At 60.4% G+C, this 26,599-nt stretch carries 25 protein-coding genes; 12 read left to right on the top strand and 13 right to left on the bottom strand.

Going from position 1 to position 26,599, the window contains the following annotated elements; genetic code table 11:
- Nucleotides 1-558: 558 nt before the first annotated feature.
- The 4 genes from ABDX87_RS03970 to ABDX87_RS03985 form a co-directional block, all read right to left on the bottom strand.
- Nucleotides 559-2,040 carry an efflux transporter outer membrane subunit gene (locus tag ABDX87_RS03970; protein ID WP_346831702.1) on the bottom strand — a complete coding sequence of 494 codons (1,482 nt, stop codon included), beginning with the start codon at nucleotides 2,038-2,040 and terminating at the stop codon, nucleotides 559-561.
- 70 nt (nucleotides 2,041-2,110) lie between these two features.
- Nucleotides 2,111-3,655 carry a DHA2 family efflux MFS transporter permease subunit gene (locus ABDX87_RS03975; RefSeq protein ID WP_431061306.1) on the bottom strand — a complete coding sequence of 515 codons (1,545 nt, stop codon included), beginning with the start codon at nucleotides 3,653-3,655 and terminating at the stop codon, nucleotides 2,111-2,113.
- Between the two features lie 65 nt (nucleotides 3,656-3,720).
- Nucleotides 3,721-4,881, bottom strand: coding sequence for an HlyD family secretion protein (locus ABDX87_RS03980; RefSeq protein ID WP_346831704.1), 1,161 nt, complete (start codon nucleotides 4,879-4,881; stop codon nucleotides 3,721-3,723).
- A 6-nt stretch (nucleotides 4,882-4,887) separates the two neighbouring features.
- Nucleotides 4,888-5,430: a winged helix-turn-helix transcriptional regulator gene (locus ABDX87_RS03985; protein WP_346831705.1), complete on the bottom strand. Its 543-nt coding sequence runs from the start codon at nucleotides 5,428-5,430 to the stop codon at nucleotides 4,888-4,890.
- A 273-nt stretch (nucleotides 5,431-5,703) separates the two neighbouring features.
- Between ABDX87_RS03985 and ABDX87_RS03990 the strand changes: the two genes are divergently transcribed.
- Nucleotides 5,704-6,141, top strand: coding sequence for a hypothetical protein (locus ABDX87_RS03990; RefSeq protein WP_346831706.1), 438 nt, complete (start codon nucleotides 5,704-5,706; stop codon nucleotides 6,139-6,141).
- A gap of 157 nt (nucleotides 6,142-6,298) precedes the next feature.
- Here the strand turns inward: ABDX87_RS03990 and chrA are convergent, their stop codons facing one another.
- Nucleotides 6,299-7,660: a chromate efflux transporter gene (gene chrA, locus ABDX87_RS03995; protein WP_346831707.1), complete on the bottom strand. Its 1,362-nt coding sequence runs from the start codon at nucleotides 7,658-7,660 to the stop codon at nucleotides 6,299-6,301.
- A 391-nt stretch (nucleotides 7,661-8,051) separates the two neighbouring features.
- On the opposite strand from chrA, the gene ABDX87_RS04000 reads away from it, so the two are divergent.
- From ABDX87_RS04000 to ABDX87_RS04010, 3 genes are all read left to right on the top strand, one after another.
- Nucleotides 8,052-8,777: a lipopolysaccharide kinase InaA family protein gene (locus ABDX87_RS04000; protein WP_346831708.1), complete on the top strand. Its 726-nt coding sequence runs from the start codon at nucleotides 8,052-8,054 to the stop codon at nucleotides 8,775-8,777.
- A gap of 99 nt (nucleotides 8,778-8,876) precedes the next feature.
- Nucleotides 8,877-9,257, top strand: a complete 381-nt coding sequence (locus ABDX87_RS04005; protein ID WP_346831709.1) for a hypothetical protein — start codon at nucleotides 8,877-8,879, stop codon at nucleotides 9,255-9,257.
- Between the two features lie 133 nt (nucleotides 9,258-9,390).
- Nucleotides 9,391-9,735 carry a hypothetical protein gene (locus ABDX87_RS04010; protein WP_346831710.1) on the top strand — a complete coding sequence of 115 codons (345 nt, stop codon included), beginning with the start codon at nucleotides 9,391-9,393 and terminating at the stop codon, nucleotides 9,733-9,735.
- 29 nt (nucleotides 9,736-9,764) lie between these two features.
- Here ABDX87_RS04010 and ABDX87_RS04015 read toward each other — a convergent pair whose 3' ends face one another.
- The 3 genes from ABDX87_RS04015 to ABDX87_RS04025 all read right to left on the bottom strand — a co-directional run bounded on the left by ABDX87_RS04015 (nucleotide 9,765) and on the right by ABDX87_RS04025 (nucleotide 12,583).
- Nucleotides 9,765-10,268 carry a GNAT family N-acetyltransferase gene (locus ABDX87_RS04015; RefSeq protein WP_346831711.1) on the bottom strand — a complete coding sequence of 168 codons (504 nt, stop codon included), beginning with the start codon at nucleotides 10,266-10,268 and terminating at the stop codon, nucleotides 9,765-9,767.
- An 84-nt stretch (nucleotides 10,269-10,352) separates the two neighbouring features.
- Entirely contained in the window at nucleotides 10,353-11,540 is a 1,188-nt protein-coding gene (locus tag ABDX87_RS04020) for a GAF domain-containing sensor histidine kinase (RefSeq protein ID WP_346831712.1), read from the bottom strand.
- A 128-nt stretch (nucleotides 11,541-11,668) separates the two neighbouring features.
- Nucleotides 11,669-12,583 (bottom strand): LysR family transcriptional regulator, encoded by a 915-nt coding sequence (locus ABDX87_RS04025; protein ID WP_346831713.1) that lies wholly within the window; start codon nucleotides 12,581-12,583, stop codon nucleotides 11,669-11,671.
- Nucleotides 12,584-12,728: 145 nt separating this feature from the next.
- Here ABDX87_RS04025 and ABDX87_RS04030 point away from each other — a divergent pair, with 145 nt between their 5' ends.
- Nucleotides 12,729-13,133: a RidA family protein gene (locus tag ABDX87_RS04030; RefSeq protein WP_346831714.1), complete on the top strand. Its 405-nt coding sequence runs from the start codon at nucleotides 12,729-12,731 to the stop codon at nucleotides 13,131-13,133.
- Here ABDX87_RS04030 and ABDX87_RS04035 read toward each other — a convergent pair.
- Nucleotides 13,130-13,666 carry a GNAT family N-acetyltransferase gene (locus ABDX87_RS04035; protein ID WP_346831715.1) on the bottom strand — a complete coding sequence of 179 codons (537 nt, stop codon included), beginning with the start codon at nucleotides 13,664-13,666 and terminating at the stop codon, nucleotides 13,130-13,132. The two genes, ABDX87_RS04030 and ABDX87_RS04035, sit on opposite strands and share 4 nt — an antisense overlap.
- A gap of 324 nt (nucleotides 13,667-13,990) precedes the next feature.
- Here ABDX87_RS04035 and ABDX87_RS04040 point away from each other — a divergent pair, with 324 nt between their 5' ends.
- On the top strand, nucleotides 13,991-14,257 hold the full coding sequence (locus ABDX87_RS04040) for a hypothetical protein (RefSeq protein ID WP_346831716.1): 267 nt from the start codon (nucleotides 13,991-13,993) through the stop codon (nucleotides 14,255-14,257).
- 67 nt (nucleotides 14,258-14,324) lie between these two features.
- Here the strand turns inward: ABDX87_RS04040 and ABDX87_RS04045 are convergent, their stop codons facing one another.
- The 3 genes from ABDX87_RS04045 to ABDX87_RS04055 form a co-directional block, all read right to left on the bottom strand.
- The gene (locus tag ABDX87_RS04045) at nucleotides 14,325-14,762 is read right to left on the bottom strand and encodes a RidA family protein (protein ID WP_346831717.1); all 438 of its coding nucleotides are present in this window, start codon (nucleotides 14,760-14,762) and stop codon (nucleotides 14,325-14,327) included.
- A gap of 67 nt (nucleotides 14,763-14,829) precedes the next feature.
- Entirely contained in the window at nucleotides 14,830-16,155 is a 1,326-nt protein-coding gene (locus tag ABDX87_RS04050) for a flavin-containing monooxygenase (RefSeq protein WP_346831718.1), read from the bottom strand.
- A 117-nt stretch (nucleotides 16,156-16,272) separates the two neighbouring features.
- Entirely contained in the window at nucleotides 16,273-16,875 is a 603-nt protein-coding gene (locus tag ABDX87_RS04055; protein WP_346831719.1) for a TetR/AcrR family transcriptional regulator, read from the bottom strand.
- 188 nt (nucleotides 16,876-17,063) lie between these two features.
- On the opposite strand from ABDX87_RS04055, the gene ABDX87_RS04060 reads away from it, so the two are divergent.
- The 3 genes from ABDX87_RS04060 (at nucleotide 17,064) to argE (ending at nucleotide 20,502) form a co-directional block, all read left to right on the top strand.
- Complete coding sequence (locus ABDX87_RS04060; protein ID WP_346831720.1) at nucleotides 17,064-18,446, top strand: aspartate aminotransferase family protein; 1,383 nt, start codon at nucleotides 17,064-17,066, stop codon at nucleotides 18,444-18,446.
- Between the two features lie 173 nt (nucleotides 18,447-18,619).
- Nucleotides 18,620-19,294, top strand: coding sequence for a DUF1028 domain-containing protein (locus tag ABDX87_RS04065; RefSeq protein ID WP_346831721.1), 675 nt, complete (start codon nucleotides 18,620-18,622; stop codon nucleotides 19,292-19,294).
- A 44-nt stretch (nucleotides 19,295-19,338) separates the two neighbouring features.
- Nucleotides 19,339-20,502 carry an acetylornithine deacetylase gene (gene argE / locus ABDX87_RS04070; protein WP_346831722.1) on the top strand — a complete coding sequence of 388 codons (1,164 nt, stop codon included), beginning with the start codon at nucleotides 19,339-19,341 and terminating at the stop codon, nucleotides 20,500-20,502.
- A 135-nt stretch (nucleotides 20,503-20,637) separates the two neighbouring features.
- Here argE and ABDX87_RS04075 read toward each other — a convergent pair whose 3' ends face one another.
- On the bottom strand, nucleotides 20,638-21,552 hold the full coding sequence (locus tag ABDX87_RS04075; RefSeq protein ID WP_346831723.1) for a LysR family transcriptional regulator: 915 nt from the start codon (nucleotides 21,550-21,552) through the stop codon (nucleotides 20,638-20,640).
- Between the two features lie 273 nt (nucleotides 21,553-21,825).
- On the opposite strand from ABDX87_RS04075, the gene ABDX87_RS04080 reads away from it, so the two are divergent.
- The 3 genes from ABDX87_RS04080 to ABDX87_RS04090 all read left to right on the top strand — a co-directional run bounded on the left by ABDX87_RS04080 (nucleotide 21,826) and on the right by ABDX87_RS04090 (nucleotide 26,599).
- Complete coding sequence (locus tag ABDX87_RS04080; RefSeq protein WP_431061207.1) at nucleotides 21,826-23,316, top strand: aldehyde dehydrogenase; 1,491 nt, start codon at nucleotides 21,826-21,828, stop codon at nucleotides 23,314-23,316.
- 29 nt (nucleotides 23,317-23,345) lie between these two features.
- A complete protein-coding gene (locus ABDX87_RS04085) occupies nucleotides 23,346-25,028 on the top strand; it encodes a GMC family oxidoreductase (protein ID WP_346831725.1) in 1,683 nt (560 codons plus the stop codon).
- A gap of 584 nt (nucleotides 25,029-25,612) precedes the next feature.
- Nucleotides 25,613-26,599 carry an ABC transporter substrate-binding protein gene (locus ABDX87_RS04090; protein WP_346831726.1) on the top strand — a complete coding sequence of 329 codons (987 nt, stop codon included), beginning with the start codon at nucleotides 25,613-25,615 and terminating at the stop codon, nucleotides 26,597-26,599.

Raw genomic sequence — 26,599 nt, forward strand, 5'->3', positions numbered from 1 at the left:
TTGCGAAAAACGGGGCTTTTTGGCGAAACTTAGGCAGGAGCGGTCGAACCCAATACTGGCTAATAAATAGCTGCGCTTTGGGAAACCGTTGAATCAAAAGCCAAAATAAATCTGATGCGGACAGCCAGACACATAAAATAATTACAAATTTATTACATGCCTGCGTCTCAGATTTGGAAAATTTGAATCTAAAATCCTGGCTATAACAGTCTTTTTAATTGCCAGCTTGCACAGAGACTAGCTGCACTCATTAACGGAGCCAATGCTTGATCGTTCAGATTCTTTGTCAATTCGTGCTCAACAGCGTTGGTTTCGCCCTATTTATTGAGCAGGGCCATGAATAGCTGACAAGCCCAGAACGGGGCACAAAGTTTTATTCGAAGTGGGCAAAGCGAGGTCCTGGTGGGCTCGTTATGCCAGGCCCCACTTTCAGTCACTGTGACTAGATCTACCCCACATCGCTAACCGCACTCCCTTCACCAGTAACGAACCTTCTGCTGACCGTAACCTGTTGGGAGCAGCACTGAGACCAGGGGTCCAGTCGCACCCCATCGACCGTTACTTTTTCGCCGTCGTTTCTTTGCCGGCCTGCGGCCAACCGCCACCCAGTGCACGGAAGGTCGAGACTGCCGCGCGCGCGTCATTGGCGTGTAGTTGCGCCAGTTGATCCCTCGAAGTCAGCAGCTGGCGATCTTCGTCCAGCACTTCAACCAAGCTCACAGCACCGCCCTTGTAGGCGTCCTGCGCTGCATCGCGGGCAGTCTGGTGCGCGGTGACTTCCTGATCCACTTCACTGCGCTGGGATTCGAGTTCGACCAGCGTCACGATCGAGTCCTCGACGTCCTCGGTGGCCTTCAACATGGCCTGCCGGTACTCGGCCAGTGCCTCAGCGTTGGCGCCTTTGGCCTGAGCCACTTCAGCATCCACCCGACCGAAATCGAACAGCCGCCAGTGCAGGCCGATGATCGCTTGCGGTTGAAACGCCGCCGAGCTGAATAACTGACCACTGTGGGCGGTATCGAAGCCGAGCAGACCGGACAGCGAGACCTTCGGGTAGTACTCGGAAATCGCCGCGCCGATGCGCGCATTGGACGCCGCCAGTTTGCGTTCGGCGGCAATCACGTCAGGACGACGACGCAGCAGTTCAGCCGGGCCTTGCGAATCGCTGATGGTCGGCACGCTGTATTGCTGCGGGCTGTTTGTGAGTTCCTGAGAATAGGTGCCGGGTTGCGCGCCCATCAGCACATCCAGACGGTTGAGCTGGGTCGCCAGTTCGGTGCGCAGTGGCGGGATGGTCGCCCGTGCCTGCAACACCAGCGCTTCGGCCTGAGCCTGTTCGCGATTGGTCGCAAGACCGCTGCCCATGCGGTCCTTGATCAGGTCCAGCAGGTTGTTCTGGGTCTTGACCTGATCCTCGGCGACTGCCAGTCGTTGCTGGGCGCCACGGATGCGGAAGTAGGCGTCGGCCGCTTCCGAGGCCACAGAAATGCGCACGCCGATATGGCTGGCCTCGGCGGCCTGAGCCTCATCAATTGCCGCCTCTTCGCCACGCTTCAGACCTCCCGCCAGATCGGCTTCCCAACTGGCGCCGACCCCGAGAGTTTCCAGCGTCTGATTGCGGTCGTAGCCAGGAAACGCGCTGCCCACTTGGCCCTGCGAGCTTTCGGTGGACTGTCGTTGACGCGTCGCCTTGCCGTCCAGCGACCCCTGCGGCATGCGAATGGCGCCTGCTTGCTGAGCAGCGGCGCGGGCCTGTTCGACCCGGGCGAAGGATTTGGCCAGGTCCAGATTCTGGTCCAGTACACGTTGCACGATGCGGGTCAGTTCCGGATCGTTGAAGCCGGTCCACCAGGTGTCCAGCGCCGGGGATGGCGTATCGCCGACCCGCTGCTGCAACAGGGTCTGGTTCTGGTATGACGCGGTCAGGGTGCTGTCCGGTTGCTTGTAATCCGGGCCGACGGTGCAGCCAGCGACGACGATAAACAAGGCGCTAAGGGCGAAAAGGCCGGTGCGCTTGAAACGAGACGCCAGAGTGTTCATGGGGCTGTCCTCGAAACGTGATGCGAAAAGTGGGAAATGGATGTTCATGGCAGTCTCAGGTCTGTCCGGATCAATGCGCATCAGCGGACGGCGCGGCTGGAGGCACGACTTTGCGCATCAGCGGGACCATCGCGACGGCGACGATGAAGCAGACCATGATCGCCAGAAACGCATCGGCGTAGGTCTGGGTCTGCGCCTCGCGATACGTCAGCAGCCAGAGCTGATGCAGCGCTGAATTGCTCGCGTCAGCAGCGTTCTGGCCCAGCGCCGCAAAGTTGCCAGTCACGGTGGACAGCCAGTTGTTCATGGCTTCGTTGCTGTAATTCAGGTGCTCGGCCATGTGCGTAAAGTGCAAGTTGGTACGGTCGTTGAGGATCGTGGCACAAGCCGCGATGCCGATGGCGCCGCCCAGGTTACGCATCAGGTTGAACAATCCCGAAGCCTGCTTGAGGCGCGATGGATGCAGGCCACCCAAGGTCAGGGTCACGGTCGGTGGCACCGCCATCTGCTGGGCGAACCCGCGAATGGCTTGGGGCAGCAGCAATTCGTGGCCGCCCCAGTCGTGGGTGATCGGCGAGAAGTCCCACATCGACAGCGCGAACAGCGCCAGGCCAAACATCATGATCCAGCGCAGGTCGACGCGGTTGGCGAGAAAGCCGTAGACCGGAATCGCCGCCAGTTGAAACACGCCAGTGGAAAAGATGGCTTCGCCAATGTCCAGGGCGCTGTAGCCACGAACGCGGCCGAGAAACAGCGGTGTCAGGTAAATGGTGGCGAACAGGCCGATACCGGTGACGAAGGAGAAGAAGCAGCCCAGCGCAAAGTTGCGGTCCTTGAGGGCGCGCAAATCGACAACAGGGTTCTTCGACATCAACGTACGGCCAATGAACGCGATGGCAGAAAGGCCGGAAATCCAGGCGGTGGTGAGGATGGTCTGGTCGCTGAACCAGTTCCAGCGCGGCCCCTCCTCCAGGGTGTATTCCAGGCAGCCCAGGAACAGCGCCAGAAAAACCATGCTGATGTAATCGGCGCCCTTGAGCAGCTTCAGGTCCATAGAGTCGATGTTGACCAGAATCGGCACGGCAATGGCGACGACGATGCCCGGCACCAGGTTGATGTAGAACAACCAGTGCCAGGACGAAACGTCGGTAATCCAGCCACCGATGACCGGGCCCAGCGTCGGGGCCAGCGAGGCGATGGCGCCAATGGTCGACGCGGCAATGACCCGTTGTTTGCCGGTGAAAAACATGAACGCCGAGGTGAACACCATCGGGATCATCGAACCGCCCAGAAACCCTTGCAGCGCCCGAAACGCGATCATGCTCTGGATATTCCAGGCCAGACCGCACAAGAGGCTGGCGAGGGTGAAACCCACCGCCGATGCGCAGAACAGCCAGCGGGTAGAAAACACCCGCGCCAGCCAGCCGGACAAAGGAATCACCACGATTTCAGCGATCAGGTAGCTGGTCTGGACCCACGCCGTTTCATCAGAGCCTGCCGAGAGACCACCGCCAATATCACGCAGCGAGGCGGATACGATTTGGATATCCAGCAGCGCAATGAACATCCCCAAACACATGCTTGCGAAGGCAAGGACCTTGGCAGCAGTGGGCATCGAGGCAGCGTCTACCGGCCCTTTCGGTTTTGCAGCAGGTGCACTGGCATTGGCGGTGGCGGTACTCATGGGGTTTTCTTCCCGTCAGCAGCGCTGGCAACGTGGTTGGAGGTGGGCTGGTCGGCGTGCTGATGGTCGGCGCTGGCTTTGGTGTCGACTTCAGCGATCACCGACAGGCCAGGACGCAGCTTGCCGAGGTTGCCGTCTTCGCCGTCCAGATACACCCGAACCGGCACACGCTGAACGATCTTGGTGAAGTTGCCGGTGGCGTTTTCCGGTGGCAGCACGCTGAACTGCGAACCGGTGGCCGGTGCCAGACTGTCCAGATGACCGTGGAAAACCTGTCCCGGCAGCACGTCCGCCTCGATGCTGACTTCCTGACCGGGAAGCATGTGGGTCAGTTGGTCTTCCTTGAAATTGGCGTCGACCCACAGGCCTTTGGCCGGCACCACGGAAATCAGCTGAGTGCCTGCGGCGGCGTAGGCGCCGACCCGAGCCCGACGGTTGCCAATCACGCCATCAACCGGGGCGCGCAATTCGGTGTAACCGACGTTCAGGCGGGCCATGTCACGTTCGGCCTTGGCTTGTTGCAACGCGGCGCGGGCCTGTTGTTTCTGGGTCGCGATCACGTCCAACTGGCGTTGCGAAGCGAGCATCGACGCCTGCGCTTTGGCGCCGTTGGCTTGAGCCGTTTTGTAGGTGGCATCCGCCCGCTGGAAGCTTTCGATCGAGACCGCAGAGCGACCGGACAGCGTCTGATAACGCACTTGGTCGTCGCGGGAACGCACGGTTTCGGCATTGGCGGCATCGATCCCGGCTTTGGCCTGGCTGACCACCGCATGTTGCAGCTGTTCGGTGGCGTCCAGGTTGGCCAGCAATGCTTCTTCTGCTGCAACAGCGCCTTCTGCCTTGTTCAACGCGGCGACGTAATCGCGATCATCAATTTTCACCAGCAGGTCGCCAGCGTGCACGAACTGGTTATCGACCACTTTGAGTTCGGTGATGTAGCCAGGGACTTTTGGCCCGATTACGGTGACATCGCCACCGACGTAGGCGTCGTCCGTGGACTCGATAAAACGGCCGACGGTCCACCAGTGGATTCCGAAAATGATCAGGCCAACTACGATGGCCACGGCCACCACCAACAGAATCAGGCGTTTGCCCCGAGCGGGTTTCGGCGGTGCGGCTGCAACGGCGGGCTCAGTGACAGTTTGTGGGTTGTTCATCGCAAATTACCTGTGGGTCTGCAGTGGTTGGGAGGTTGGCAGGATGTTTTCGTAGGCTTCACGTCGAGCCCGCCCCGCTTCCACGCGCCAGGCGGAAAGCGTGCCGGAGGGGCCGATGTAACGCATGCCGTGCTCGCGTAAGTTGATGGGTTTCCCTGTGTTGCCGTCGGTGAGCATCACGTCGACGGGTTTGTTCAGGTGTTCATCAAAAAGCTGGATCTTGATGCCGTCGGGCGAGAAGTGCTTGTTGCCGAACTTCATCAACATGAGCACCACCGGACGAAAGTCCCGGCCGCGCTCCGTGAGCAAATAGTCATAGCGAAGCGGCTTGTCGGTGTAAGCACGCTTTTCCACCAGGCCCGACTCGATCAGGCCGTTCAGACGACGGGTCAAGGTGCTGGGAGCGATGCCCAGACTCGTCTCAAACTCGTCGAAACGGCTGAGACCGTAGGACAGATCGCGCAAGATCAGGATGTTCCACCAATCACCCACGTGCTCGAGGCTGAGCGCAATCGGGCACGGCATGTCGGCGAAGCTTTTTTTCTTCATGACCTGTCCTCCATCGCATAAGGTTTGTAAAAATGATGGTTGTAATTTAAACGAGTGGCTTTCATCGTGCAAGTGACTATTTTTATGAAAGCTATAGGTGGCTTTGAGGCGGCAACGTCTTTAGGGGAAACGGGTTCAAAGGTGGCAGCGGATGAATCAGGCGATCTGGCTTGCGACTGTCTTCTAACCGATGCCTTCCGAACGCAAGCCCATTAAACGGAGTCGAACGCTTCAGGTCACAGCAGAAAGCACCACCACCGACAAGGAGCCCCCATGACACTGAGATCATTCTTTCCCATCATGATGTTCATCACGGCCGCCACGGCACCCGTTGCCGCTAGCGCTGAGGTCGATACGTCACCGGGCCCAGGGGGTGTCTTTCGCCTGAAACCAGGCGTGTATGTATCCAAAGGTCAACCCTGCAGCGACCCCGCAAACGCAGCCATACGTGTTTACGATGGGAAAGGGATTCGGGGATCCGCGACGCATGGCTGTGTGGCAAAAATCGTGAAAAAGGTGGGGAACCGCTTCACCGTCGATGAGACTTGCACAGACACGCCTGCCGGCGCGGGTAAGAGGACCACTGCACGACAGATCGTCACCGTCAGCAATGCCATCGAGTTTGCGATTGACGAACGCGGACAGGTGACGACGTATCACTACTGCCCCGTCTATCAGCTTCCAGGCTCGCTGAAGGGTCTGCAAAATTAGCCGCGCACAACGCTGATCGATACCGACACGAGACCTTACCAAACCGCCGCGGATTGAAAGGTCATGTGTTGCGATTGGCTATAGCGGGCCTGGGGACAGGCATCTATCGAAGCGATTGCCTTCGCGATAAAGGCTCACCCTTTGTAAACCGAGATCCTCAGTAACCCTGCCCCACCAGAAACACCACCAGCCCAGCCATGCCACTTCCCATCAATACGGTAATGACCCCACGCTTGTATTTGAAAAGCGCAACGGCGGCGACCAAAGCGATGATCACCGATGCCCAGTCAATGGCCCCTGCCATCCCGGCAGGCCAGAACACGTGATAAGCAAAGAACAGCGCCAGATTGAGGATGACGCCGACAACCGCAGCTGTAATCCCGGTGAGTGGAGCCGTGAACCTGACGGCGTTCTGGGTGGATTCCACTAAAGGCCCGCCTGCCAGGATGAACAGGAAAGACGGCAGGAACGTAAACCAGGTAACCAGTGAGGCGGCGACGGCCCCTGCCAGAAACGCGTGATGCGGGCCGAATACCTGCAGCACGTACGCACCGATGAACCCGACGAAGGCCACCACCATGATCAGCGGTCCAGGCGTTGACTCACCCAACGCCAGTCCGTCGATCATTTGAGTGGGGGTGAGCCATCCGTAGTGACCGACCGCACCCTGGTACACGTAGGGCAGAACGGCGTACGCGCCCCCGAACGTCAGCAGCGCGGCCTTGGTGAAGAACCAGCCCATTTGCGTCAGGGTGGCGTTCCAGCCCAATAGAAGGGTCAGCAGCCCCATTGGCAGGACCCACGATGCCATACCGACTGAGGCAATCAGGGCAAGCTTCGGCCAACTGAACCTGGCATGCACGGGTGATGGCGTGTCGTCATCGATCAGAGCGGGACCGTAGGATTTTTTCGCGGCGTGTCGGCTTGCGTTGTCGAACGTGTCGGGCGCAAACCGTCCCCCCAGATAGCCGATGACGCCAGCCCCCAGCACGATCAGGGGAAACGGGACGTTGAATGCAAAAATGGCGACGAACGATGCTGCGGCAATCCCCCACAACCCGGTGTTCTTGAGCGTTCGCGATCCAATCCGGTGGGCCGCGTGAACCACAATCGCCGTCACGGCAGGTTTGATCCCGTAGAGAATACCGGCCACCCACGTAACCTCACCGAACGCGATATACAGCCAGGACAGGGCAATCAATACGAAGAGTGAGGGCAACACAAAGAGCGCGCCTGCAATCACGCCCCCTCGGGTGCGATGCATCAGCCAACCAATGTAGGTCGCCAGTTGCTGTGCTTCCGGACCGGGAAGCAACATGCAGTAGTTGAGCGCGTGCAAGAACCGCCGCTCGGAGATCCAGCGACGGCGTTCCACCAATTCCTGGTGCATCATCGAGATTTGGCCAGCCGGGCCACCGAAACTGATAAAACCCAGTTTCAGCCAGAACCAGAAGGCCTCGCGCAGGCTTATTTCCTGGGGAGCAGCCATTTCGGCTTGATCCTTTTTCGATTTATTCATGGGCGACTGCTTGTTGACCCTATCCGCTTATTAAGCCTGTTCAAGAAAGTCGATTGAACCGGGCGAGCCAGGCGGCACTCTCATCCGCGCAACCCATTTGAACATGCCGGCACCGCTGCCAAAAAGAGGCTGTTACGGTGCAGCGCTCGCGGACGTTTGCTAGAGGCGCGGGTCATATAAACCTGGTAACCGCTGGGGGACAGGCTTAGTTGATCTAACAGACAGCCCGCTATATCGGCCATAACACCGGAAAAAACGTTTAATAACCCCTACGCATCGACCAGCGGTAAACGTCAGAGCCCACGTTGCCGTCAGACTGGTGTGAAACTTGCGAGGGAATAACGCTTTATCGCTGAGTGCCGAGCTTAGTGATTTGCGAACAGGAGCATCAATGCAGGCACAACACGAAAAGAACTTCGACTATTGGTGGAACACATCCGGCCCGTGGGTGGAAGAACCCAACGTCCGCAGGCGCGGAACCAGCGGCGTACAGCGCGTCATACATGACGGAAACCTGGTGTATGTAAAGCGCCAGACTGGTCACCTGTCCCGCAGCATCCGGTATCCCTTCGGGCGCCCCACTGTCATGCGCGAAGGCAAGGCACTGTCTAAGTTATTGCAGCTGGGCGTCGCAGCGCCCGCCCCCCTCTTTTATGGGGCGCAAAAAGTGGATGGCGTTTGGCGCGGGATTCTGGTGACCAAAGATCTGGGCGGCTTTCAGGACCTGGACACGTGGTATTCGGAAGGCGGCCGTCAACGAATGACCGAAATCGAGCATCTCAAGATGCTGGACCAGTTGGCCCAACTTTTGGCACGTATGCATTTGGCACGCTGGCAACACGGCTGCATGCGTTCGAAGCATATTTTCATAAGGGTCAGGAATGGCAACGCTGGCCATGAATTCGACCTGGCGCTGCTGGACCTTGAGAAATCCCACGGAAGACTCACCGCGCTGGGGGCCGCGCGGCACGACATTTCCCAGCTAAGGCGCCATTCCTTCTGGAGTGAGTCGGAGTGGCAGGCGCTGATGTCTCGCTATGAGTCGGGTCTGGGTAAAACGATTGTCAGGCCTGCCCGCAGGCTCGCCTTAAGTGACGATGTGAAACGAAAATCCTGACCCTTTACTCAACGTTTACCGAGTCTGGACGTTCGTTTACACGCAATCGGTGTTTCATAGATCCATGGCGAACCCAAACACATCGCCTGAGGAGACACCATGTTTTCGAAGATGACCCAAGCCTTGATCCTGTCCGGTTGCCTGGTCGCTGCGGGTGCAGCATCCGCCGGTGAACGCAACGTGATAGTGCCCGTCATCGCCGGGGCCGCCGTGGGTGCCGTGTTGGCCACCGCGATCAGCAATTCGGGCCATGATCATTACCGCCCTCAGTACCAGGAATACCGGCCACAGCCGCGTTATCAACCGCAGTATCAGTACCAGCCGGTGGCTTATGTGCCGGTGGCCACGCGGGTTGAATACCGCCGCTTCGCCCCGCCACCGCCTCACGGCTATTACCACGGCGGCTACGATCGCCGGGGCTGGGATAACCGAGGCTACGATCGAGGTTACGACCATGGCCGGGGCGATGGCCGCTGGTAAGTCGCTGTAGGCAGACAGGCCGCCGTCATCACTGACGGCGGCCTTTTGCATGGGATCGGTCTACCCTGACTGTGCAATGAGGTTATAGCTCCACGCTGCGCCCACACTTGACGCCGTCGCTCAGGAGATCTCCATGCGCCGACTTTGGCAACGCTATCTGGCGTTACTCGACAACGATCTCAGCCCGAAAATATTCGACAATTTCAAAAACATGGTGCTGTGCGCCCTGTTGCTTGCGGCGGGCACGGATGCACTGCGCAAGGGTCACCCGCTGTTCATGAGTCCCGTGGACTCCAGCACCACCGGATGGGGTCTGATCGCGATCGCGGCGATCCTGATGGTGCTGAACCTCAGCGACGGTATTCGCCGGCTGTCCCGTCTGCGCTATCACACCGTTTGGCAGATCCTGATCGTCGTCCTGTACGTGCTGATCTCGGAGCGCGTGGTGGAGCTGGTGTGGAACTATCGGGCCGAGTGATACAGCCGTGATCGCGGCGGGCCTCGGTTTCAGATCCCACGTACGAATCGCTGTTCCACGGCGGCCACGTCGCGTTTCAGAGGGTGCTCAGGCACAAACCCGCAGCGCTCGAGCACCTTTTTAGAACCGGCATTTTCCGGAAACACATACGCCACCAGTTGCGTCAGCGCCCAGCGCGTCCGGGCCTGCCCGATCAGGTGTTCCAGCGCCTGGGTCGCCAGCCCTTGTCCGCAGGCGCTTTGCGCGATTCGATAGCCGACCTCCGCAACGCCCGCATTCGTATCAATACCCTTCAAGTTGGCGCGGCCGACGACTCTTCCCCTCGAGTCCTCGAGCACAAAGGGATGCCAGACACCCCGCGCGAAACCGGACAGATACTCCTCGATATGTTCGTTAACGCCTGCCACTGAGTAGAACGAAGGCGCGCGGCCATCGATATGGGATTCGAACCACGCGCGGTTCTCCGTTTCGAATGCCAGCAGCGCTTCGGTGTCGGTGTGGCGCAGCTCGCGAACACTGAATGATTCCCTCAAACCCCTCTCCTTTTTTCATCGGTCCGTGACGGCGCAGGACGACTGCGCCGCTGGCACAGTGCCCGAGAATCGCCTTTCATCGCGCTAAAGCCTCATCGGAAACCGCGCCACGAAGCACGTTCCCTGATCCGGCGACGAACTGACCGAAAGCGTGCCGCCATGGCCTTCGAGAATCTGTGAAGCGATGTAAAGCCCAAGGCCCAGGCCCTCTCCCCTCTGCCCTCCATCCGAGCGCTTGAAGGGCTGAAAGAGCAGCGGGATCAATGCATCGGGAATACACGCCCCATGATTGGTCACCGACAAAACACATTCATCGCCCTCGGTTGTCGCCACGATCCGGACCGGCGATTCGCGGGTGCCATGGGTCACGGCGTTGCCCACCAGATTGGACAGCAATTGCCCGATGCGCGTCGGGTCACAATAAATGCCCGAAGGGATCGTGAAGTCCTGTTCAATCTGCACACCCGGCTCCGCCGCCTGGATCTCCGCGATGACCGAACTGAGCACGGCCCCCAGATCGTCCACCCGCGTGCGCCTGACCGGAATCCCGCCACCGAGTCGGCCACGGGCGAAATCCAGCACGTCCTCGATCAAGGCGCCCATGCGCTGCGAACTCTTGCGGATCGCACTGGCCAGTCCACGCTCGCGCTTGTCCTCAAGTCTGGATTCAAGCAGGTCGGCGCTCATACGTATGGCGCTGAGCGGCGTGCGCAGGTCGTGGCCGAGCACAGCAATGAACTGCTCGCGCAGACGACCGGCTTCGGTGGCATCGGCCAGAGCGGTTTCAGATCGTTGCAAATCATCACGCAAGTCCAGGTGCATCGCGATCAACTGAGCGAATAACCCCAGGGTCTTGACGACTGCACACTCATCGAAGTGCGCAGGCAACGTGTCGATGGCGCACAGAGTGCCGAAAAACTCGCCGTTGCCTTTGACGATCGGGATCGAGACGTAACTTTCCAGCCGGTAGGTTTTAGGCGTGTGGTGTTTCGAGTAGATCGGATGTTCACTGGCGTGGGTGAACACCACCGGTCGCCGGCTCTGCCTGATTTCATGACAGATGGTCGACTCCAAGACCAACTGACCTCCGGGCTTGAGGCCAAAGTCGATGGCGTCATCGACCGCCAACGCGACCCAATGCGACTCCGTGACCCGTGCGACCGCCGCAAAGCGCATACCGGTCACATGTTTGACCATGTCCAGAATGATCGGGACTGCGTCGATCCTGGCGACGGCGGCGATATCCTGGGTGAACGTATCGTTTTCAGCCATCAGCTCGCCTGAAGGTGGATAAATTGGAAGGAGGCTATCAGCCACAACGCGAGCGATCTTATCGCAACGGTCAGGAAAACGAATACTGAATCCGTTGATGGAGAGGGGATCTCGCACTCCCCTCCTCTTCAGCCGACGACCGGCGCGTGCTCGGCCATCAACTCGATCATCCAGTCGATGAAAACCCGCAGCTTGAGGCTGATGTGCCGATTGGGCGGAAACGCCACGAACATGGGCATCGTGTCCAGACGCCAGTCCTCGAACAACGGCAGCAGGTCACCACTGGCCAGTGGCGCCCGGGCCATGTAATGCGGCAGCCAGAGTATGCCCATCCCGGCCAGACCCGCGGCCATGTAGGCATTGCCGTCGTCCACGGATAGCACGTAACGGCCTTGCACCTGAAGGGTGTCTTCGCCTTTGTGCATGACCATCGGAAACAGCTTGCCAGTGCGTGCCCAACGATAACCCACGATCCGTTGATGGGTATCTTCCAGTTCTCGCGGATGAGCAGGCCGTCCTGCTCGCGCCAGATAATCGGGCGCCGCATACACCCCCAACTGCAGATCGCCTATACGTCGCGCCATCAGCGACTGATCGGTCAACTCACCGCCGCGCACCACACAATCGATGTTCTCGCCGATGATGTCGACCATCCGGTCACTGACGCCCAGGTCGATCTGGATGTCGGGGTAGCGCGCGTGAAACGCAGGCAGCGCCGGAATCAGGATCAGACGCGCGAACGGACTCGGAACGTCCACGCGCAAGCGTCCACGAGGCAACGTCGCGGCGCTCGACAAGCCAGTTTCCGCATCGTCCAGATCGGCCAACACCCGCACTGCGCGCTCGTAATACGCAGCACCATCGGCCGTCACGTTGACCTTCCGCGTGGTGCGGTTGAGCAGCTTGACCCGCAAGCGCGCTTCCAGCTGCTGCACCAGTTGGGTCACGCTGGTCTTGCTCAAGTGCAGCGTTGCAGCGGCCTTGGTGAAACTGCCGGTTTCCACCACTCGAACGAAGGCCTGCATGGCATCGAAACGGTCCATCACCACTCCCGAAAATGAAGGTGATTGTTTGGGATTTACAAACAGTCCTGATCAAGGTTGCTCGTTTATCGGCGGTGCGCAAGCCCTTTACAGTCTCCTCATCGCCAATAACGGGTCACACGCGACCCACAGATGGAGGCTTCAAATGACCGTTCGCAACGTGGTTTTCCCCGCTGGACGCCAGGCGCTTTACGACATCAACCGGTATTCGCCGGCCATCAAATCCAACGGTTTGTTGTTCGTCTCGGGACAGGTCGGCAGCCGCGAAGATGGCTCCCCCGAACCCGATCTGCAAGCGCAGGTCAGGCTGGCCTTCAACAACCTCAACGCCATCCTCGACGCGGCAGGTTGCACCTTCGATGACGTGATCGACGTCACGGTCTTCATGGTCGATCCGCAGTCGCGATTCGAAAGAATCTGGGCCGTCGTGCAGGAGTTCTGGGGGCAAGCGCCGCACCCGACCGTGACGGCTGTCGGTGTGAGCTGGCTGTACGGTTTTGATTTCGAGATAAAAGTCATTGCCAAATTGCCGGAGGGTGACGCCGCCTAATAACGCCCGGACTCGGCGTCTTCACGCCTTAACCGATACACCAGACTCGCCGCCTGTCCCGGCACATCGTCCAGGGTGTCGATACGCAGCATGCCGACCTTTTCCAGTACGCGTATCGACGCCTGGTGGTGAGGTCTGACCACGGCGAAGACTTCCGGCACGTTCAGCTCGGCGAATGCACAGTCGAGCGCCGCCTGACTGAGTTCCGTCGCGAAGCCTTTGCCCCACGCCTGGGTGCCAAACCGGTAACCCAGGTTCAGACGCTCGACCGTGAGGTATCTACGCGCGTCGATCCCGCCGAAGCCGATGATTTCATCGGGGGATTCGCGCGTGCAGATGACCCATTGTCCGTACCCATGGGCTTTCCAGTGCGCCATCCAGCCGTCCAGCAGCCACTGCGCTTGCTCGATGCTGGACAAAGGCCCTGATGGGTTGAAGCGGTTGGTCGCCGGGTCGCCATAAATGGCGAACAGCCTGTCGAGGTCGTCGGGGACAGGCGGCCGTAAAACCAGTCGGGCGGTGGTTTTGTGCATGTCTGGGCGGCCTCTTGAGTCAGATGAAAAACATTACCCACTTCCACTTCGTCCTGTACAGCCCCGCTGCTTCAGCGCGATACGCGGCGGCTCGCAAGGGTCGGCGTTCAGGAATCTCAGGAAACGCAGCAGAAAACCGCGTGTTTGTATCGCTCTGTGTACAACCTTGCGCGCGATACATCCACCTTCATTTACAAGCTGCGACGGACACAGACGCGATACACCCGAGGGGTTAACTAAGCCTGTCGATCAGCGCAGCCCCTCACAGGCGCGACGTGATCAAAACCTTGAAACCCAATCGGTCATGACCGCAGGAGTTCACCCATGAAACGCCAGATCCTTCTCAGCCTCACGCTGTCCGTACTCGCCGCCAACGTGTTCGCCGCCGATGGCGCAGAACACCTGAAACAGTTCCAGACGGCCCAGGCCGGTTCGCAAATCGTCAGTCAGCAGAGCGTTGCATCGGACGGTTCGGATCACTTGAAAGCCTTTCAGACCGCCGAGCGTGGTGCAGTGAGCTTTGACCTGAAGTCTGCCGAAACCGTTGCTGAAGTGCGCTCCGAGTTCGGTTCGCAGTACCAGCGTTATTGATCCGCTGGCTGCAATGCGATGCGAACGCCTGAGGCGAGGACGCAGGCGGCTCGCATCGCAGCGTGGCTTAGGCGTGTTTCGGCTGCCAGTCGTCCGGAACCACCGCAATTACGTCGATTTCCATCAACCACTGGGGCTGGCCCAACCCTGAAATCACCAGCCCCGTGGAGATCGGGAACACGCCCTTGAGCCACTTGCCGATCTCCTGGTACACCGGTTCGCGATAGCGCGGGTCGATGATGTACGTGGTGGTCTTGACGATGTGCGACAGGTCGGAACCGGCTTCTTCCAGCAGTTGCTTGACGTTTTTCATGGCCTGCTCGGCCTGCGCTCGCGGGTCGCCGAGGCCCACCAGATTGCCTTCAAAGTCGGTGCCGATCTGGCCACGCACATAGATCGTGTTGCCGGCCCGAACTGCCTGGCACAGGTCATTGTCCAGCGACTGGTTCGGGTAGGTTTCTTTGGTGTTGAACATGCGAATGCGGGTGTGGGTTGGCTGCGCCATCTGAAGCTCCTCGAAAACACAAAACGGGCCGCGCCGCCGACAGGTGGGTCGGCACGGGTATTCACGGTCAGGCAGTGACGACGGGGTGCCCTAGGGTCGCCGATACCGGCGCCACGGTTTGGGCGGCCTGGCGCTGCGCGGCGTCGCGGTATTCCAGGTACGTGCGCTGGATCGCGATGTGGTCAGCGACGTACTTGGCGTCGTGCCACACACCCCAGATGAACGAAGACCCGCGTCGCGACTGCCATGGCAAACCGAGGAAGTAGATCCCCGACTCGGTGGACACCCCACGCTGATGAAGCGGTTTGCCCTTGGCGTCGAAGGCATCGATCTTCAGCCAGCTGTAATCGGTGGCAAAACCGGTCGCCCAGATGACGGTGGTGATGCCGGCCTTGGCCAGATCGAGTTCAAGAATGGGCGTGCTCACGCATTCAGGGTCGGGAAACACCCGACGCGCTGCGGGCTCAAGCGGCAGGTCCAGGCCATTGCGTTCGATGTAAGCGTCCGCCGCGTCCAGCACCGCCAGATAGTTTTCATCGCCCCGCGCCAGGTTGTCGGCGAGGTCCGGTTGAAAGGTCACCACGCCGTCGTTGAAGCCGCGAGTCACACCCACCAGCTTCATGCCGCGCTGCGCCAGTTCACGGAAGTCCACTGTGCGGCCGCCATGGGCACCGCTGACTGCGATCGTCACGTGCTCGCGACCCGGCTTCATCGCGGCCTGATCCCACTCACCGAGTACGCCCAGCCACCAGCAGAAATCCCGGTTGCGATACGCGCGCGGTGGACGATCATGCTGACCCACCGACAAGTAAACCTGCTTGCCCGCACGCTGAAGTTCGTCCGCGATCTGCGTGCCGGAAGACCCGGCGCCGACGACCAGCACGGCACCTTCCGGCAACTGCTGCGGGTTGCGGTACTGGGCGGAGTGAAGCTGCGTCAGGCGCTCTTCTTTGGGCGCGATGGCCGGAATCACCGGGTGTTGAAAGGGCCCGGTGGCCACGACCACACGATTGGCCTCGATCACCCCTTCGGACGTCTCGACCGTGAATCCAGGCCGACCGACGTTACGCTCGACCTTGCGCACGTCCACGCCGGTACGGATCGGGGCCTTGAATTTGCGCGCGTAGGCTTCGAAATAATCGGCGACCCGCTCTTTGGGCGCGAAACCGTCCGGGCTGAGGTCATCGAACTCAAGGCCCGGAAACCGGTCGTGCCAGGCAGGTCCATTGGCGACCAGTGAATCCCAGCGGCCGCTGCGCCAGGCTTCGGCAATGCGGTTGCGCTCAAGGACCAGGTGAGGGATTGCGAGCTTGCTCAGGTGCTCGCTCATGGCCACGCCTGCCTGACCGGCACCGACCACGAGCGTATCGATTTCTGTTTTTCCAGCTGTCATACCTGTGTCCTTCACGAAGGCGGGTGTGAGCGCATTCTGTGCAGGATCAGGGGATAGCGAAATTATGTTTTTTGTCGTCGCAAAGCAGGAAAAAGCTAGGCCTGTGAACCGCGTTGCTCAGCTCAGCATGCCGTGGCACATCAGGCTAAGGGCGCTGCGCATGTGGGCGGCATGAGCCTCGCGATCCGGCACGGCTTCGGTGGCCAGCCGAATAAACGCCAAGTTGGCGTACTGGTTGAACACCGTGGCAGCCACGTCGATATCGACCGAATCGCGCACTTTGCCCAGCGCCTGAAAGTGCTGGAGCAGTGCCTTGGCTTCGGCGACCACGGCGGCATTCCACGGATGGAACGCCTGGGCCAGTTCGCCGGTAAACAGGAACGGCGCCAACTCGCGCCATAGCGACGTCGGCATGGCGCGCAACTGGTAACGGGTCATCAAACCCTCGAGCTCGCACAACGCGTCAAGCGGGTCGGTGTTTTCGTCCAGATTGGCCCGCGCCTCGCGCATCGCCTGTTCGTCCGGCGCTTTGAGCAGCGCCAGCAGAATCTCCTGCTTGCCGCCGAAATAATTCACCACGGTAGGCGCTGAGACCCCCGCTTCATTGGCGATGTGTTCCAGCGTGGTGGCGCCGAAACCATTGGCCTTGAACAACGTCAACGCAGCGTTCGCGATGAGCTGTCGGCGTTGTTCCTTCTGCCGTTCTCTAAGCCCTGTCATGTTGCCCCTGAGATGAATGTGCAGTGCCGCTCAGATTACGGGCGTATGTTTTTCTCAACAAATATTTTCTTTACAAAAATATTTTTAGGTGACAAAACTTATTGCCAATGAAGCCCCGGCAACCCCGTCCTGCTCGCTGTAAAACGGTAATCGCAGGTGTGGGGCGCCATCGACCCTGGAGACGCGTCATGTCCAACAACCTCGATACCTCTCGCACCACGAGTGACTACCAGGCCGCCGATGCCGCCCACCACATCCACGCGTTCGTCGACCAGAAGGCGCTCAACGAGGAAGGTCCGCGAGTGATGGTCAAAGGTGACCGGCTGGCGCTGTGGGACAACGACGGCAAGCGTTATCTGGATGGCATGTCAGGGCTGTGGTGCACCAACCTGGGTTACGGGCGCAAGGACCTGGCGGCTGCCGCCAGCGCACAACTGGAGCAACTGCCCTACTACAACATGTTCTTCCACACGACCCACCCGGCGGTGATCGAACTGTCGGAACTGCTGTTCAGCCTGCTGCCGGCCCACTACAGCCACGCGATTTACACCAACTCAGGCTCCGAAGCCAACGAGGTGCTGATCCGTACCGTGCGCAAGTTCTGGCAGGTCATGGGCAAGCCCGAGAAGAAAGTCATGATCGGGCGCTGGAACGGTTACCACGGTTCGACTCTGGCGGCGACGGCGCTGGGCGGCATGAAATTCATGCATGAAATGGGCGGCACGATTCCGGATGTCGCCCACATCGACGAGCCCTACTGGTTTGCCCATGAAGGCGACCTGAGCCCGGAAGCCTTCGGCCTGCGTGCCGCTCGCCAACTGGAAGAGAAGATTCTCGAGCTGGGGGCGGACACCGTCGCTGCCTTCGTTGCCGAACCCTTCCAGGGCGCGGGCGGGATGATCATTCCGCCCTCGACCTACTGGCCGGAAATTCAGCGTATTTGTCGCAAGTACGACGTGCTGCTGTGTGCCGACGAGGTGATCGGCGGATTCGGCCGCACCGGTGAATGGTTCGCGCACCAAGCCTTCGGTTTTGAGCCCGACACGCTGTCGATCGCCAAAGGCCTGACCTCGGGCTACATCCCCATGGGCGGTCTGATCCTGTCGCGGCGCATGGCCGAGGCGCTGGTGGAAAAAGGCGGTGTATTCGCCCATGGTCTGACCTACTCCGGGCACCCGGTCGCCGCCGCCGTGGCGATTGCCAACCTCAAGGCACTGCGCGACGAAGGCGTGGTCACTCAGGTGAAGAGCGACACCGGCCCTTACCTGCAGAACTGCCTGCGCGAAGTCTTCGGCAACCACCCGCTGGTGGGTGAGGTTCAAGGCATCGGGTTGGTCGCCGCGCTGCAATTCGCCGACGACAAAGCAACGCGCAAACGCTTCGCCAACGAGAACGACATCGCCTGGCGCTGCCGCACCCTCGGCTTCGAGGAAGGCATCATCATTCGCTCGACGCTGGGCCGCATGATCATGGCCCCTGCGCTGGTCGCCACCCGCACGGAGCTGGACGAACTGGTGGACAAGACCCGCATCGCGGTGGATCGCACCGCCCGGGAGTACGGGCGGCTGTAAAGCGCGGTCAGGCTCTGGCACGTTTTTTCGTCATCAGGCTCCACAAAAAACCTCGTTTCGCCAACCGCAACGCATGGAGAGAATGCAGTCATGTCCCATCCGCGCCCGGGCAGCGTCAAGCACGCTCGCCGGGCGACGGATGGCGGGTCAGGACGAAACAGGACGAACACATCATGACGTTTTCAATCGTCGGCCGTTGCGCCGAAACCGGACAACTGGGCATCGCCATCAGCTCTTCCAGCATCGCGGTGGGCGCGCGTTGCCCCTGGTTGCGCCCCGGCGTGGGCGCGGTCGCCACACAGAACATCACCCTCCCCGCGCTGGGCCCACATGTCCTCGATCAACTGGAACAAGGCCTGTGCCCTGCCGAAGCGCTGGACAAGGCGCTGACCAGCAACGGCTACAGCCAGTTTAGACAGTTGACCGCCATCGACCACCTCGGCCGCACCGCGCATTTCAGTGGCAGTCAAACCCTTGGCACGCACAATGCGCTAGCGGGTGAACAGTGCGTGGGCGCCGGCAACATGCTGGCCGACCGTGCCGTCATCGAAACGCTGGTGCAGACCTTCGAAAACAGCGGCGGTCAGCTCGCGGACCGGTTGATCGCAGCCATGCAGGCGGCGGTCGCGGCCGGCGGCGAAGCAGGTCCCGTGCATTCTGCTGCGTTGGTGGTGGTCGGTGAACTGACCTGGCCGATCGTCGACCTGCGCGTGGACTGGGCCGATGAGGACCCCATCGGTCAACTCGCACAACTATGGACCGACTACCGCCCTCAGTTGCAGGACTACATCACCCGCGCCCTGGACCCGACCAAAGCGCCGAGTTATGGCGTTCCCGGTGATGAATGAAACGCGACCCCTCACGCGCTTATGAACCCCGCAAGGATCGACGTATGAGCAAAAGCCGTGAACTGCTGGCCGCACTGGTTGGCTTCGACACCACCAGCCGTGAGTCGAATCTGCAATTGATCGCGTTCGTTCGCGACTACCTGGCGCAATTCGACGTACCGTGTGAACTGATCTACAACGCCGAACGCAGCAAGGCCAACCTCTTCGCCACCTTGGGCCCGGCGGATCGCCCAGGCATCGTGCTGTCCGGCCACACCGACGTGGTGCCGGTGGACGGTCAGCCGTGGAGCGTGCCGCCCTTTGAACTGAGCGAACACGACGGCAAGCTGTATGGGCGTGGCACGGCGGACATGAAAGGCTACATCGCCTGCGTATTGGCGGCGGTGCCGGACCTGCTGGCGGCACCCTTGCAAATGCCGGTGCACATCGCCCTGTCCTATGACGAGGAAGTCGGCTGCCTCGGCGTGCGTTCACTGCTGGCCGAGCTTGAACAGCGACCGGTCAAACCGCTGCTGTGCATCATCGGCGAACCCACCGAGCTCAAGCCCGTGCTGGGCCACAAGGGCAAACTGGCGATGCGTTGCGATGTACACGGCGCAGCCTGCCATTCGGCCTATGCGCCGCAGGGTGTGAACGCCATCGAATACGCCGCCGAGCTCATCGGCGAGCTGGGGCGTATCGGCACCACGTTGCGCGCAGTTGACCTGCACGATCCGCGCTTCGATCCACCCTTCACCACGGTGCAGACCGGTGTGATCAGCGGCGGCAAGGCGTTGAACATTGTACCGGCCGACTGCCGCTTCGATTTTGAAGTGCGGGCATTGCCTGCCCATGACCCGCTTGAAGTCGCTCAGCGTTTGCAGCAGTACGCCAAAGACCACGTGCTGCCGCGCATGCACGCGGTCAACCCGGACAGCGATATCAGCTTCTCGGAGCTCTCCGCCTATCCGGGTCTGGTGACCGATGAGAGAAGCCAGGCGGCACGGTTGATCGCGCAATTCTGCGGCTCGGATGAATTCACCACCGTGGCGTTCGGGACCGAAGGTGGCTTGTTCGATGCCATCGGCATTCCCACCGTGGTGTGTGGTCCCGGCAGCATGGACCAGGGGCACAAGCCGGATGAGTTTGTGAGTGTGGCGCAGCTGGAAGCGTGTGATGCGATGTTGCTGCGGCTGATGGAAGCATTACGAACGGGCCTGCACCAATAACAACGGGAAGCATGTCCCCCTGTGGGAGCGAATTCATTCGCGAAGATTCGTCCAGTCGATATCCCTGTATCGCCTGAACTGGCCAATAGCGAATGAATTCGCGCCCACAGTCAATCAGGGCCCGGTTTGCATTGTTTATTTCACTCCTTTCGGCGCCAGCTCTTCCCGGCAATGATCCACGAACAACTGCGCCGGCTTGGTCAATTGCGAACGACGCAGCCAGGCAGCGGACAGCCCCGAACCGGTGACCTGCTCGGCCAGCGGCACGCACACCAGCTTCTGCCCGTCGTAGGTGTATTCGGACTTGGGTCGTGTCACCAGAATCGAAAAACCGAACCCGCGACCCACCATGCCGCGAACCATCTCGATCGACGGCGAGCTGAACTGGATGTGCGGGGTCAGTCCCCGCTCCTCGAAAATACTCACGAAATAGGTACGGCTCGGCTGCACATCCAGCAGCACCATCGGTTCCAGCACCAGATCATTCAGCGAAACCTTGGCCTGATTGGCAAAGCGATGCCCCTCGGGCAACAGCGCATAAGGTTGCTGCGGCGCCATCAGCGGCACGGTGTCGATGGTGCTGTCCAGATCGTGCTCGTACAGAATCGCCAGATCGATACTGCCCGACGTCAGGGCCTGCACCAGCTCCTGCTGCTCGCCATCGCGGATGCGAATTTCCACGCCCGGCCAGCGATCACGAAACCCCGCGATCAAGCGTGGCAGGTACAGCGGCGCGACGGTCTCGAAACAGCCAATGTCGATCTGACCGGCGACCACGTCGTTGTCCGCGAGGGCGTTTTGCTCGAATTCGTGCGCCACCCGCAGCAACTCTTGCGCCTTGCGGTAAAAGCGCGCGCCGCTGGGCGTCAATGACACACCTTGCGCGTGATGCCGAATGAACAGCTGCACGGCAAAGCTTTCTTCCAAATGTTTGATGGCGGTAGAGACCGAAGGCTGTGCGATGTAGAGCTTGCGCGAGGCTTCGGCGACGCTGCCGCACTCCACCGTGGTGACGAAATACTTGAGTTGTCGCAGGTTGTACGCGGCCATTGTTACCTCGAAATCGGTGAACCGTCAGACCAGATCTTGCGCGTTATTCTGCGGTGTTCCCAGCGCCGGAGAAACAAACAATTTCCTGCCCATTGAAGCTAAAAAAACTGACCTTAAAACGGTGCGCGTGCGCACCGCAAAGGTGCGTCATTGGTGAGTTTTTTTATCGACAGCGAACACATTTTTACTCGTTTCCTGACCTCTCCACATCGCCCACTATCGGCACCATCGATTGTGAACATGGCCCGCAGAGGCCATCCAGGAGTGTGTGCAGTGACGGACTTTGAACACTGGCAACAGCGTGGCGGACATCAACGTTTCATCGACGCCGCCCTGATCGCAGGCCGTCCTCATCAGGCCCGCAACGGCAAGACCTTTGCCGTCATCAACCCCGCCACCAATGCCGTGTTGGCCAACGTGGCGGCCTGCTCGGATACGGAGGTCGACCTGGCCGTCAGCGTCGCCCGGAAAAGCTTTGAAAGCGGCCCGTGGGCGCGCATGCAACCCAAGGAGCGCAAGGCAATCCTGTTGCGCTTGTCCGAGCTGATTCTGGCTCACCGGGAAGAACTGGCTTTGCTTGACTCGCTGAGCATGGGCAAGCCGGTGATGGACGCTTACAGCATCGATGTGCCCGGCGCCGCGCACGTGTTCGCCTGGTACGCCGAAAGTCTCGACAAGCTGTATGACCAGGTCGCCCCCACCGGCCCCGGTACGCTGGCGACCATCACCCGGGTGCCGTTGGGCGTGATTGCCGCCGTGGTGCCGTGGAACTTCCCGCTGGACATGGCCGCCTGGAAACTCGCGCCCGCCCTCGCCGCCGGCAACAGCGTGATCCTCAAGCCCGCCGAACAATCACCCTTCTCGGCACTGCGTATGGCCGAACTGGCCCTGGAAGCCGGCGTTCCCGAGGGCGTTTTCAACGTGGTCACAGGGCTGGGCGAACAGGCCGGGCGCGCGCTGGGGCTGCACCCGGACGTCGATGCACTGGCTTTCACCGGATCCACGCAAGTCGGCAAGTACTTCATGCAGTACGCGGCGCAGTCCAACCTCAAGCAAGTGTGGCTGGAGTGCGGCGGCAAGAGCCCGAATCTGGTGTTCGCCGACTGCCAGGACCTCGACCTGGCCGCTGAAAAAGCCGCCTTCGGCATCTTCTTCAATCAGGGCGAAGTGTGCTCGGCCAACTCCCGGTTGCTGGTGCAGCGTTCGATTCACGATGAGTTCGTCGAGCGCCTGATCGAGCAAACACGTCACTGGCAGCCCGGCGATCCGCTGAACCCCGCCAGCCGAATGGGCGCCATCGTCGACGCGAACCAGGCTGCACGGGTGATGGAATACATCACTGAGGCCAGTGCCAGCGGTGCCCGTTTGGTCGCAGGCGGCGACCGGGTCGTGATCAACGGCTCGAATAATTTCATTCAGCCCACGCTGTTTACCCATGTCACCCGCGACATGCGTTTGTCCCGCGAGGAAGTGTTCGGCCCGGTACTTGCGATCACCCCGTTCGACACCGAGGACGAGGCGGTACAAATGGCCAACGATCATATCTATGGCCTGGCGGCCTCCGTGTGGAGCGATGACCTCAATCGCGCGCACCGCGTCGCCAGTCGCTTGAACGCCGGCACCGTCTCGGTCAACACCGTGGACGCCCTGGACGTGACCGTTCCGTTCGGCGGTGGCAAGCAGTCCGGGTTCGGACGTGATCTGTCGCTGCACTCATTCGACAAATACACCCAGCTGAAAACCACCTGGTTTCAGTTGCGCTGAGTCTCAGTAAGCGCCCTCGGGAGACACCCATGAAAACCGATTACGACTACATCATCGTCGGCGCCGGTTCGTCCGGCTGCGTGCTGGCGAACCGTCTGAGCGCTGACCCCGCCGTGAGTGTCTGTTTGATCGAAGCAGGCAGTCAAGACAACAGCCTGCGCATCCAGACGCCTGCCGGGACCATCACGCTGTACAAGAGCAAGAAGTACAGCTGGAATTTCTTTTCCGCCCCGCAGAAAAACCTCAATGGTCGCAGCCTGCATACACCACGCGGCAAGGCGTTGGGTGGCTCAAGTTCGATGAACAGCATGATCTACATCCGCGGTCACGCCAGCGATTACGACCGCTGGGCGCAGGCCGGCTGCCCCGGTTGGGACTGGAACAGCGTGCTGCCCTACTTCAAGAAATCCGAGAACAACCGGCTTGGCCAGGACCCACGCCTGCATGGCACCACCGGAGAGTTGAATGTGGAGGCAGCGCGTGATCCCAACCCGGTGTCGCAGCTGTTCGTGAAGGCTGCGCAACAGGTGGGCATTCGCCGTAACGACGATTTCAATGGCGATCAGCTTGAAGGCTGCGGCATCTACAACCTCACGCAGAAAGACGCCAGACGCCTGTCGAGTTATCGCGCGTTTGTCGCTCCGGTGCTCGACCGCCCGAACCTGACCGTGATCACCGACTGCTCGGTGCAGTCACTGGTCATTGAAACCCGTGTGGCCAAAGGCGTACGGGTCGAATCCGAGGGTCAGCGGACGACCCTGACGGCCCGCCGCGAAGTGATTCTGTCCGCGGGTTCGCTGGGCAGTCCGAGCCTGCTGCTGGCGTCCGGGATCGGGCCAGCGGACGACCTGACCAACGCGGGTATCAAGGTGGAACATGACCTGCCGGGCGTCGGCAAGAACCTGCAGGACCACCTCGATGGCCTGATCACCGTGCGCTCGAAAAGCCCGCTGACCCTGGGCTTTTCGTTAGGCTCGCTGCCGAGCATTCTGGCTTCGCCGCTGCGCTATCTGTTCGGTAAAAAAGGCTGGCTGACCACCAACTACGTCGAGGCCGGTGGCTTTGCCCGTACGCCGCTGGCAGAGACGCTGCCCGATGTGCAGTTTCACTTCGTGCCGGGCTATCGCAGCCATCGCGGGCGGCTGTTTGAATGGGGTCATGGCTACGCGGTGCACACCTGCGTGCTACGCCCGAAAAGCATCGGCGAAATACGCCTGGGTCGCGACGGCAAACCCGTGATCGATTTCAACTTCCTCTCTGATCCGCAGGACGCCAGGGTGCTGGTCGAAGGCCTGAAACTGGCGCGCAGGATCCTGGCCGATCAACCGTTCGACGGCATTCGCGGCACCGAGATGCTTCCCGGCAAGCACGTGCAGACCGACGAGCAACTGATGACTTACGTGCGCGACTACGCCGCGACCGTGTTCCACCCGGTCGGCACCTGCAAGATGGGCATCGACCCGATGAGCGTCGTGGGGCCGGACCTGAAAGTGCACGGTGTGCAAGGCCTGCGAGTGGTCGACGCATCGATCATGCCGACACTGATCAGCGGCAACACCAACGCGCCGTGCATCATGATCGGGGAAAAAGCGGCGGACATGATCCTCAACAAAAACACACAGATCTGTGAGCAAGCTGGGTCTGGGCCGCATCCGGACGAAGAGGCGCGAACCACCCAAACATCTCCGGCGTCTGAAACTCAGTCTTCGTGAGCAAGCTCACTCCCACAGGATATGTCTGGGTGGACGTCATTCCTGTGGGAGCGAGCTTGCTCGCGAATGCGGTAGTGGGATCGTTCCAACGCTCCGCGTGGGAATGCCTTCCAGGACGATCCGCGTCCACGTTGACGCAGAGCGTCAGTCGCTGGGTTACCACGCGGAGCGTGGGAACGATCAATTCCTGTGGGAGCGAGCTTGCTCGCGAATGCGGTGTGTCATTCACCTTCGATGTATTGGCGTCCTGACGCAGCCCTCTCCCCACCATCTCTCCCAGGTTTGAGGTCTACCCAGCATTTCGTGCTCCGCTCAACACCCGATAAAACGCCGCGTTCCTGCACTAGGAAGCGGCGTTTTTCGTGCGCCTGCCCCAGCTTCGAACACCTTTTCCCACCCCAGTTTTTTCCTCGTCAGGGACCACATATTTACTAATTTTCGTATCCCGCGACATCGGCCAACATCAACCTCGCCCCACAGAGGCAAAAGGTCCGTCAGAGGCCACGAGCGGTTCAAGTTTTGGCGTCTAGCCCCACTGCCCCGAGACAACGTCGAATTAAAAAACCACCATCCGGGAGTGTTCCATGATCAAGTCTTTCGTATCGCGCTGTGTGCGTCCGCTGGCCCTGACTGCACTGGCGGCCGGCATCGCCAGCGGCGCTCAGGCCGGCACCCTGTCCATCGGGCACACCACCTGGGTGGGTTACGGCACCCTGTACCTGGCCAAGGACCTGGGCTACTTCAAAGACGCCGGCCTGACCGTCGAATTGCCCACCATCGAAGAAGCCTCGATGTACATGGCGGCCCAGGCCTCGGGGAAGCTGTCCGGCTCGGCGTCGACCCTGGATGAAATCCTCAAATACCGTCCGCAGTTCTGCTTCAAGGCGGTCGCCGCGCTGGACGAAAGCCACGGCGGCGACGGCGTGCTGGTCGGCAAGGACATCAACAGCCTGCAAGACCTCAAGGGCAAGGCCGTCGCGGTCAACGAAGGTTCGGTTTCGCAGTTCTGGCTCAACTACCTGCTGAAAAATGCCGGCATGAAGATGAGCGACCTGACCATCCAGAACATGACCGCCGACGACGCCGCCACCGCGTTCATTGCCGGTCGTGTCCCGGCCGCCGTGACCTGGGAACCTCACCTGACCACCGTGCGCAACAAGCAGCAAGGCAAGGTGCTGGTCGACAGCAGCACGACACCCGGCGTGATCGTCGATGTCGTGGCGTTGAGCTGCGATGTGATCGACAAGCAACAGGCTGACGTCAAGGCGCTGGTCGCAGGTCTGTACAAAGCCGTGCAGTACACCAAGGACCATCCGAAAGAAGCCTACGCAATCATGGCCAAGGGCGTCGGCGGCTACCTGGCTGATCCGGCTGAACTGGAAGCCGCGGCCAAAGGCGTGCGGTTCTACGATCAGGCCATGAGCGAAAAACTGCTCGGCAGCAACGGTAGCACGGGCGATGCCGCGACCGTCATCAAGCTGGCCAACGAAACTGCCAGCGAGTTGCAGGGCAAGCCATACAACGTCAGCTACAGCGACCTGATCGATAACCGTTTCATCAGCCCGAAATAA

The organism is Pseudomonas abietaniphila, assembly GCF_039697315.1.
Taxonomy (GTDB): domain Bacteria; phylum Pseudomonadota; class Gammaproteobacteria; order Pseudomonadales; family Pseudomonadaceae; genus Aquipseudomonas; species Aquipseudomonas abietaniphila_B.

Bases quoted from the DNA above. Each gene is read 5' to 3' on its own strand.
- ABDX87_RS03970 (WP_346831702.1), bottom strand. From the start codon at position 2,040: ATGAACACTCTGGCGTCTCGTTTCAAGCGCACCGGCCTTTTCGCCCTT.
- ABDX87_RS03975 (WP_431061306.1), bottom strand. From the start codon at position 3,655: ATGCCCACTGCTGCCAAGGTCCTTGCCTTCGCAAGCATGTGTTTGGGG.
- ABDX87_RS03980 (WP_346831704.1), bottom strand. From the start codon at position 4,881: ATGAACAACCCACAAACTGTCACTGAGCCCGCCGTTGCAGCCGCACCG.
- ABDX87_RS03985 (WP_346831705.1), bottom strand. From the start codon at position 5,430: ATGAAGAAAAAAAGCTTCGCCGACATGCCGTGCCCGATTGCGCTCAGC.
- ABDX87_RS03990 (WP_346831706.1), top strand. From the start codon at position 5,704: ATGACACTGAGATCATTCTTTCCCATCATGATGTTCATCACGGCCGCC.
- chrA (WP_346831707.1), bottom strand. From the start codon at position 7,660: ATGAATAAATCGAAAAAGGATCAAGCCGAAATGGCTGCTCCCCAGGAA.
- ABDX87_RS04000 (WP_346831708.1), top strand. From the start codon at position 8,052: ATGCAGGCACAACACGAAAAGAACTTCGACTATTGGTGGAACACATCC.
- ABDX87_RS04005 (WP_346831709.1), top strand. From the start codon at position 8,877: ATGTTTTCGAAGATGACCCAAGCCTTGATCCTGTCCGGTTGCCTGGTC.
- ABDX87_RS04010 (WP_346831710.1), top strand. From the start codon at position 9,391: ATGCGCCGACTTTGGCAACGCTATCTGGCGTTACTCGACAACGATCTC.
- ABDX87_RS04020 (WP_346831712.1), bottom strand. From the start codon at position 11,540: ATGGCTGAAAACGATACGTTCACCCAGGATATCGCCGCCGTCGCCAGG.
- ABDX87_RS04025 (WP_346831713.1), bottom strand. From the start codon at position 12,583: ATGGACCGTTTCGATGCCATGCAGGCCTTCGTTCGAGTGGTGGAAACC.
- ABDX87_RS04030 (WP_346831714.1), top strand. From the start codon at position 12,729: ATGACCGTTCGCAACGTGGTTTTCCCCGCTGGACGCCAGGCGCTTTAC.
- ABDX87_RS04035 (WP_346831715.1), bottom strand. From the start codon at position 13,666: ATGCACAAAACCACCGCCCGACTGGTTTTACGGCCGCCTGTCCCCGAC.
- ABDX87_RS04040 (WP_346831716.1), top strand. From the start codon at position 13,991: ATGAAACGCCAGATCCTTCTCAGCCTCACGCTGTCCGTACTCGCCGCC.
- ABDX87_RS04045 (WP_346831717.1), bottom strand. From the start codon at position 14,762: ATGGCGCAGCCAACCCACACCCGCATTCGCATGTTCAACACCAAAGAA.
- ABDX87_RS04050 (WP_346831718.1), bottom strand. From the start codon at position 16,155: ATGACAGCTGGAAAAACAGAAATCGATACGCTCGTGGTCGGTGCCGGT.
- ABDX87_RS04055 (WP_346831719.1), bottom strand. From the start codon at position 16,875: ATGACAGGGCTTAGAGAACGGCAGAAGGAACAACGCCGACAGCTCATC.
- ABDX87_RS04060 (WP_346831720.1), top strand. From the start codon at position 17,064: ATGTCCAACAACCTCGATACCTCTCGCACCACGAGTGACTACCAGGCC.
- ABDX87_RS04065 (WP_346831721.1), top strand. From the start codon at position 18,620: ATGACGTTTTCAATCGTCGGCCGTTGCGCCGAAACCGGACAACTGGGC.
- argE (WP_346831722.1), top strand. From the start codon at position 19,339: ATGAGCAAAAGCCGTGAACTGCTGGCCGCACTGGTTGGCTTCGACACC.
- ABDX87_RS04075 (WP_346831723.1), bottom strand. From the start codon at position 21,552: ATGGCCGCGTACAACCTGCGACAACTCAAGTATTTCGTCACCACGGTG.
- ABDX87_RS04085 (WP_346831725.1), top strand. From the start codon at position 23,346: ATGAAAACCGATTACGACTACATCATCGTCGGCGCCGGTTCGTCCGGC.
- ABDX87_RS04090 (WP_346831726.1), top strand. From the start codon at position 25,613: ATGATCAAGTCTTTCGTATCGCGCTGTGTGCGTCCGCTGGCCCTGACT.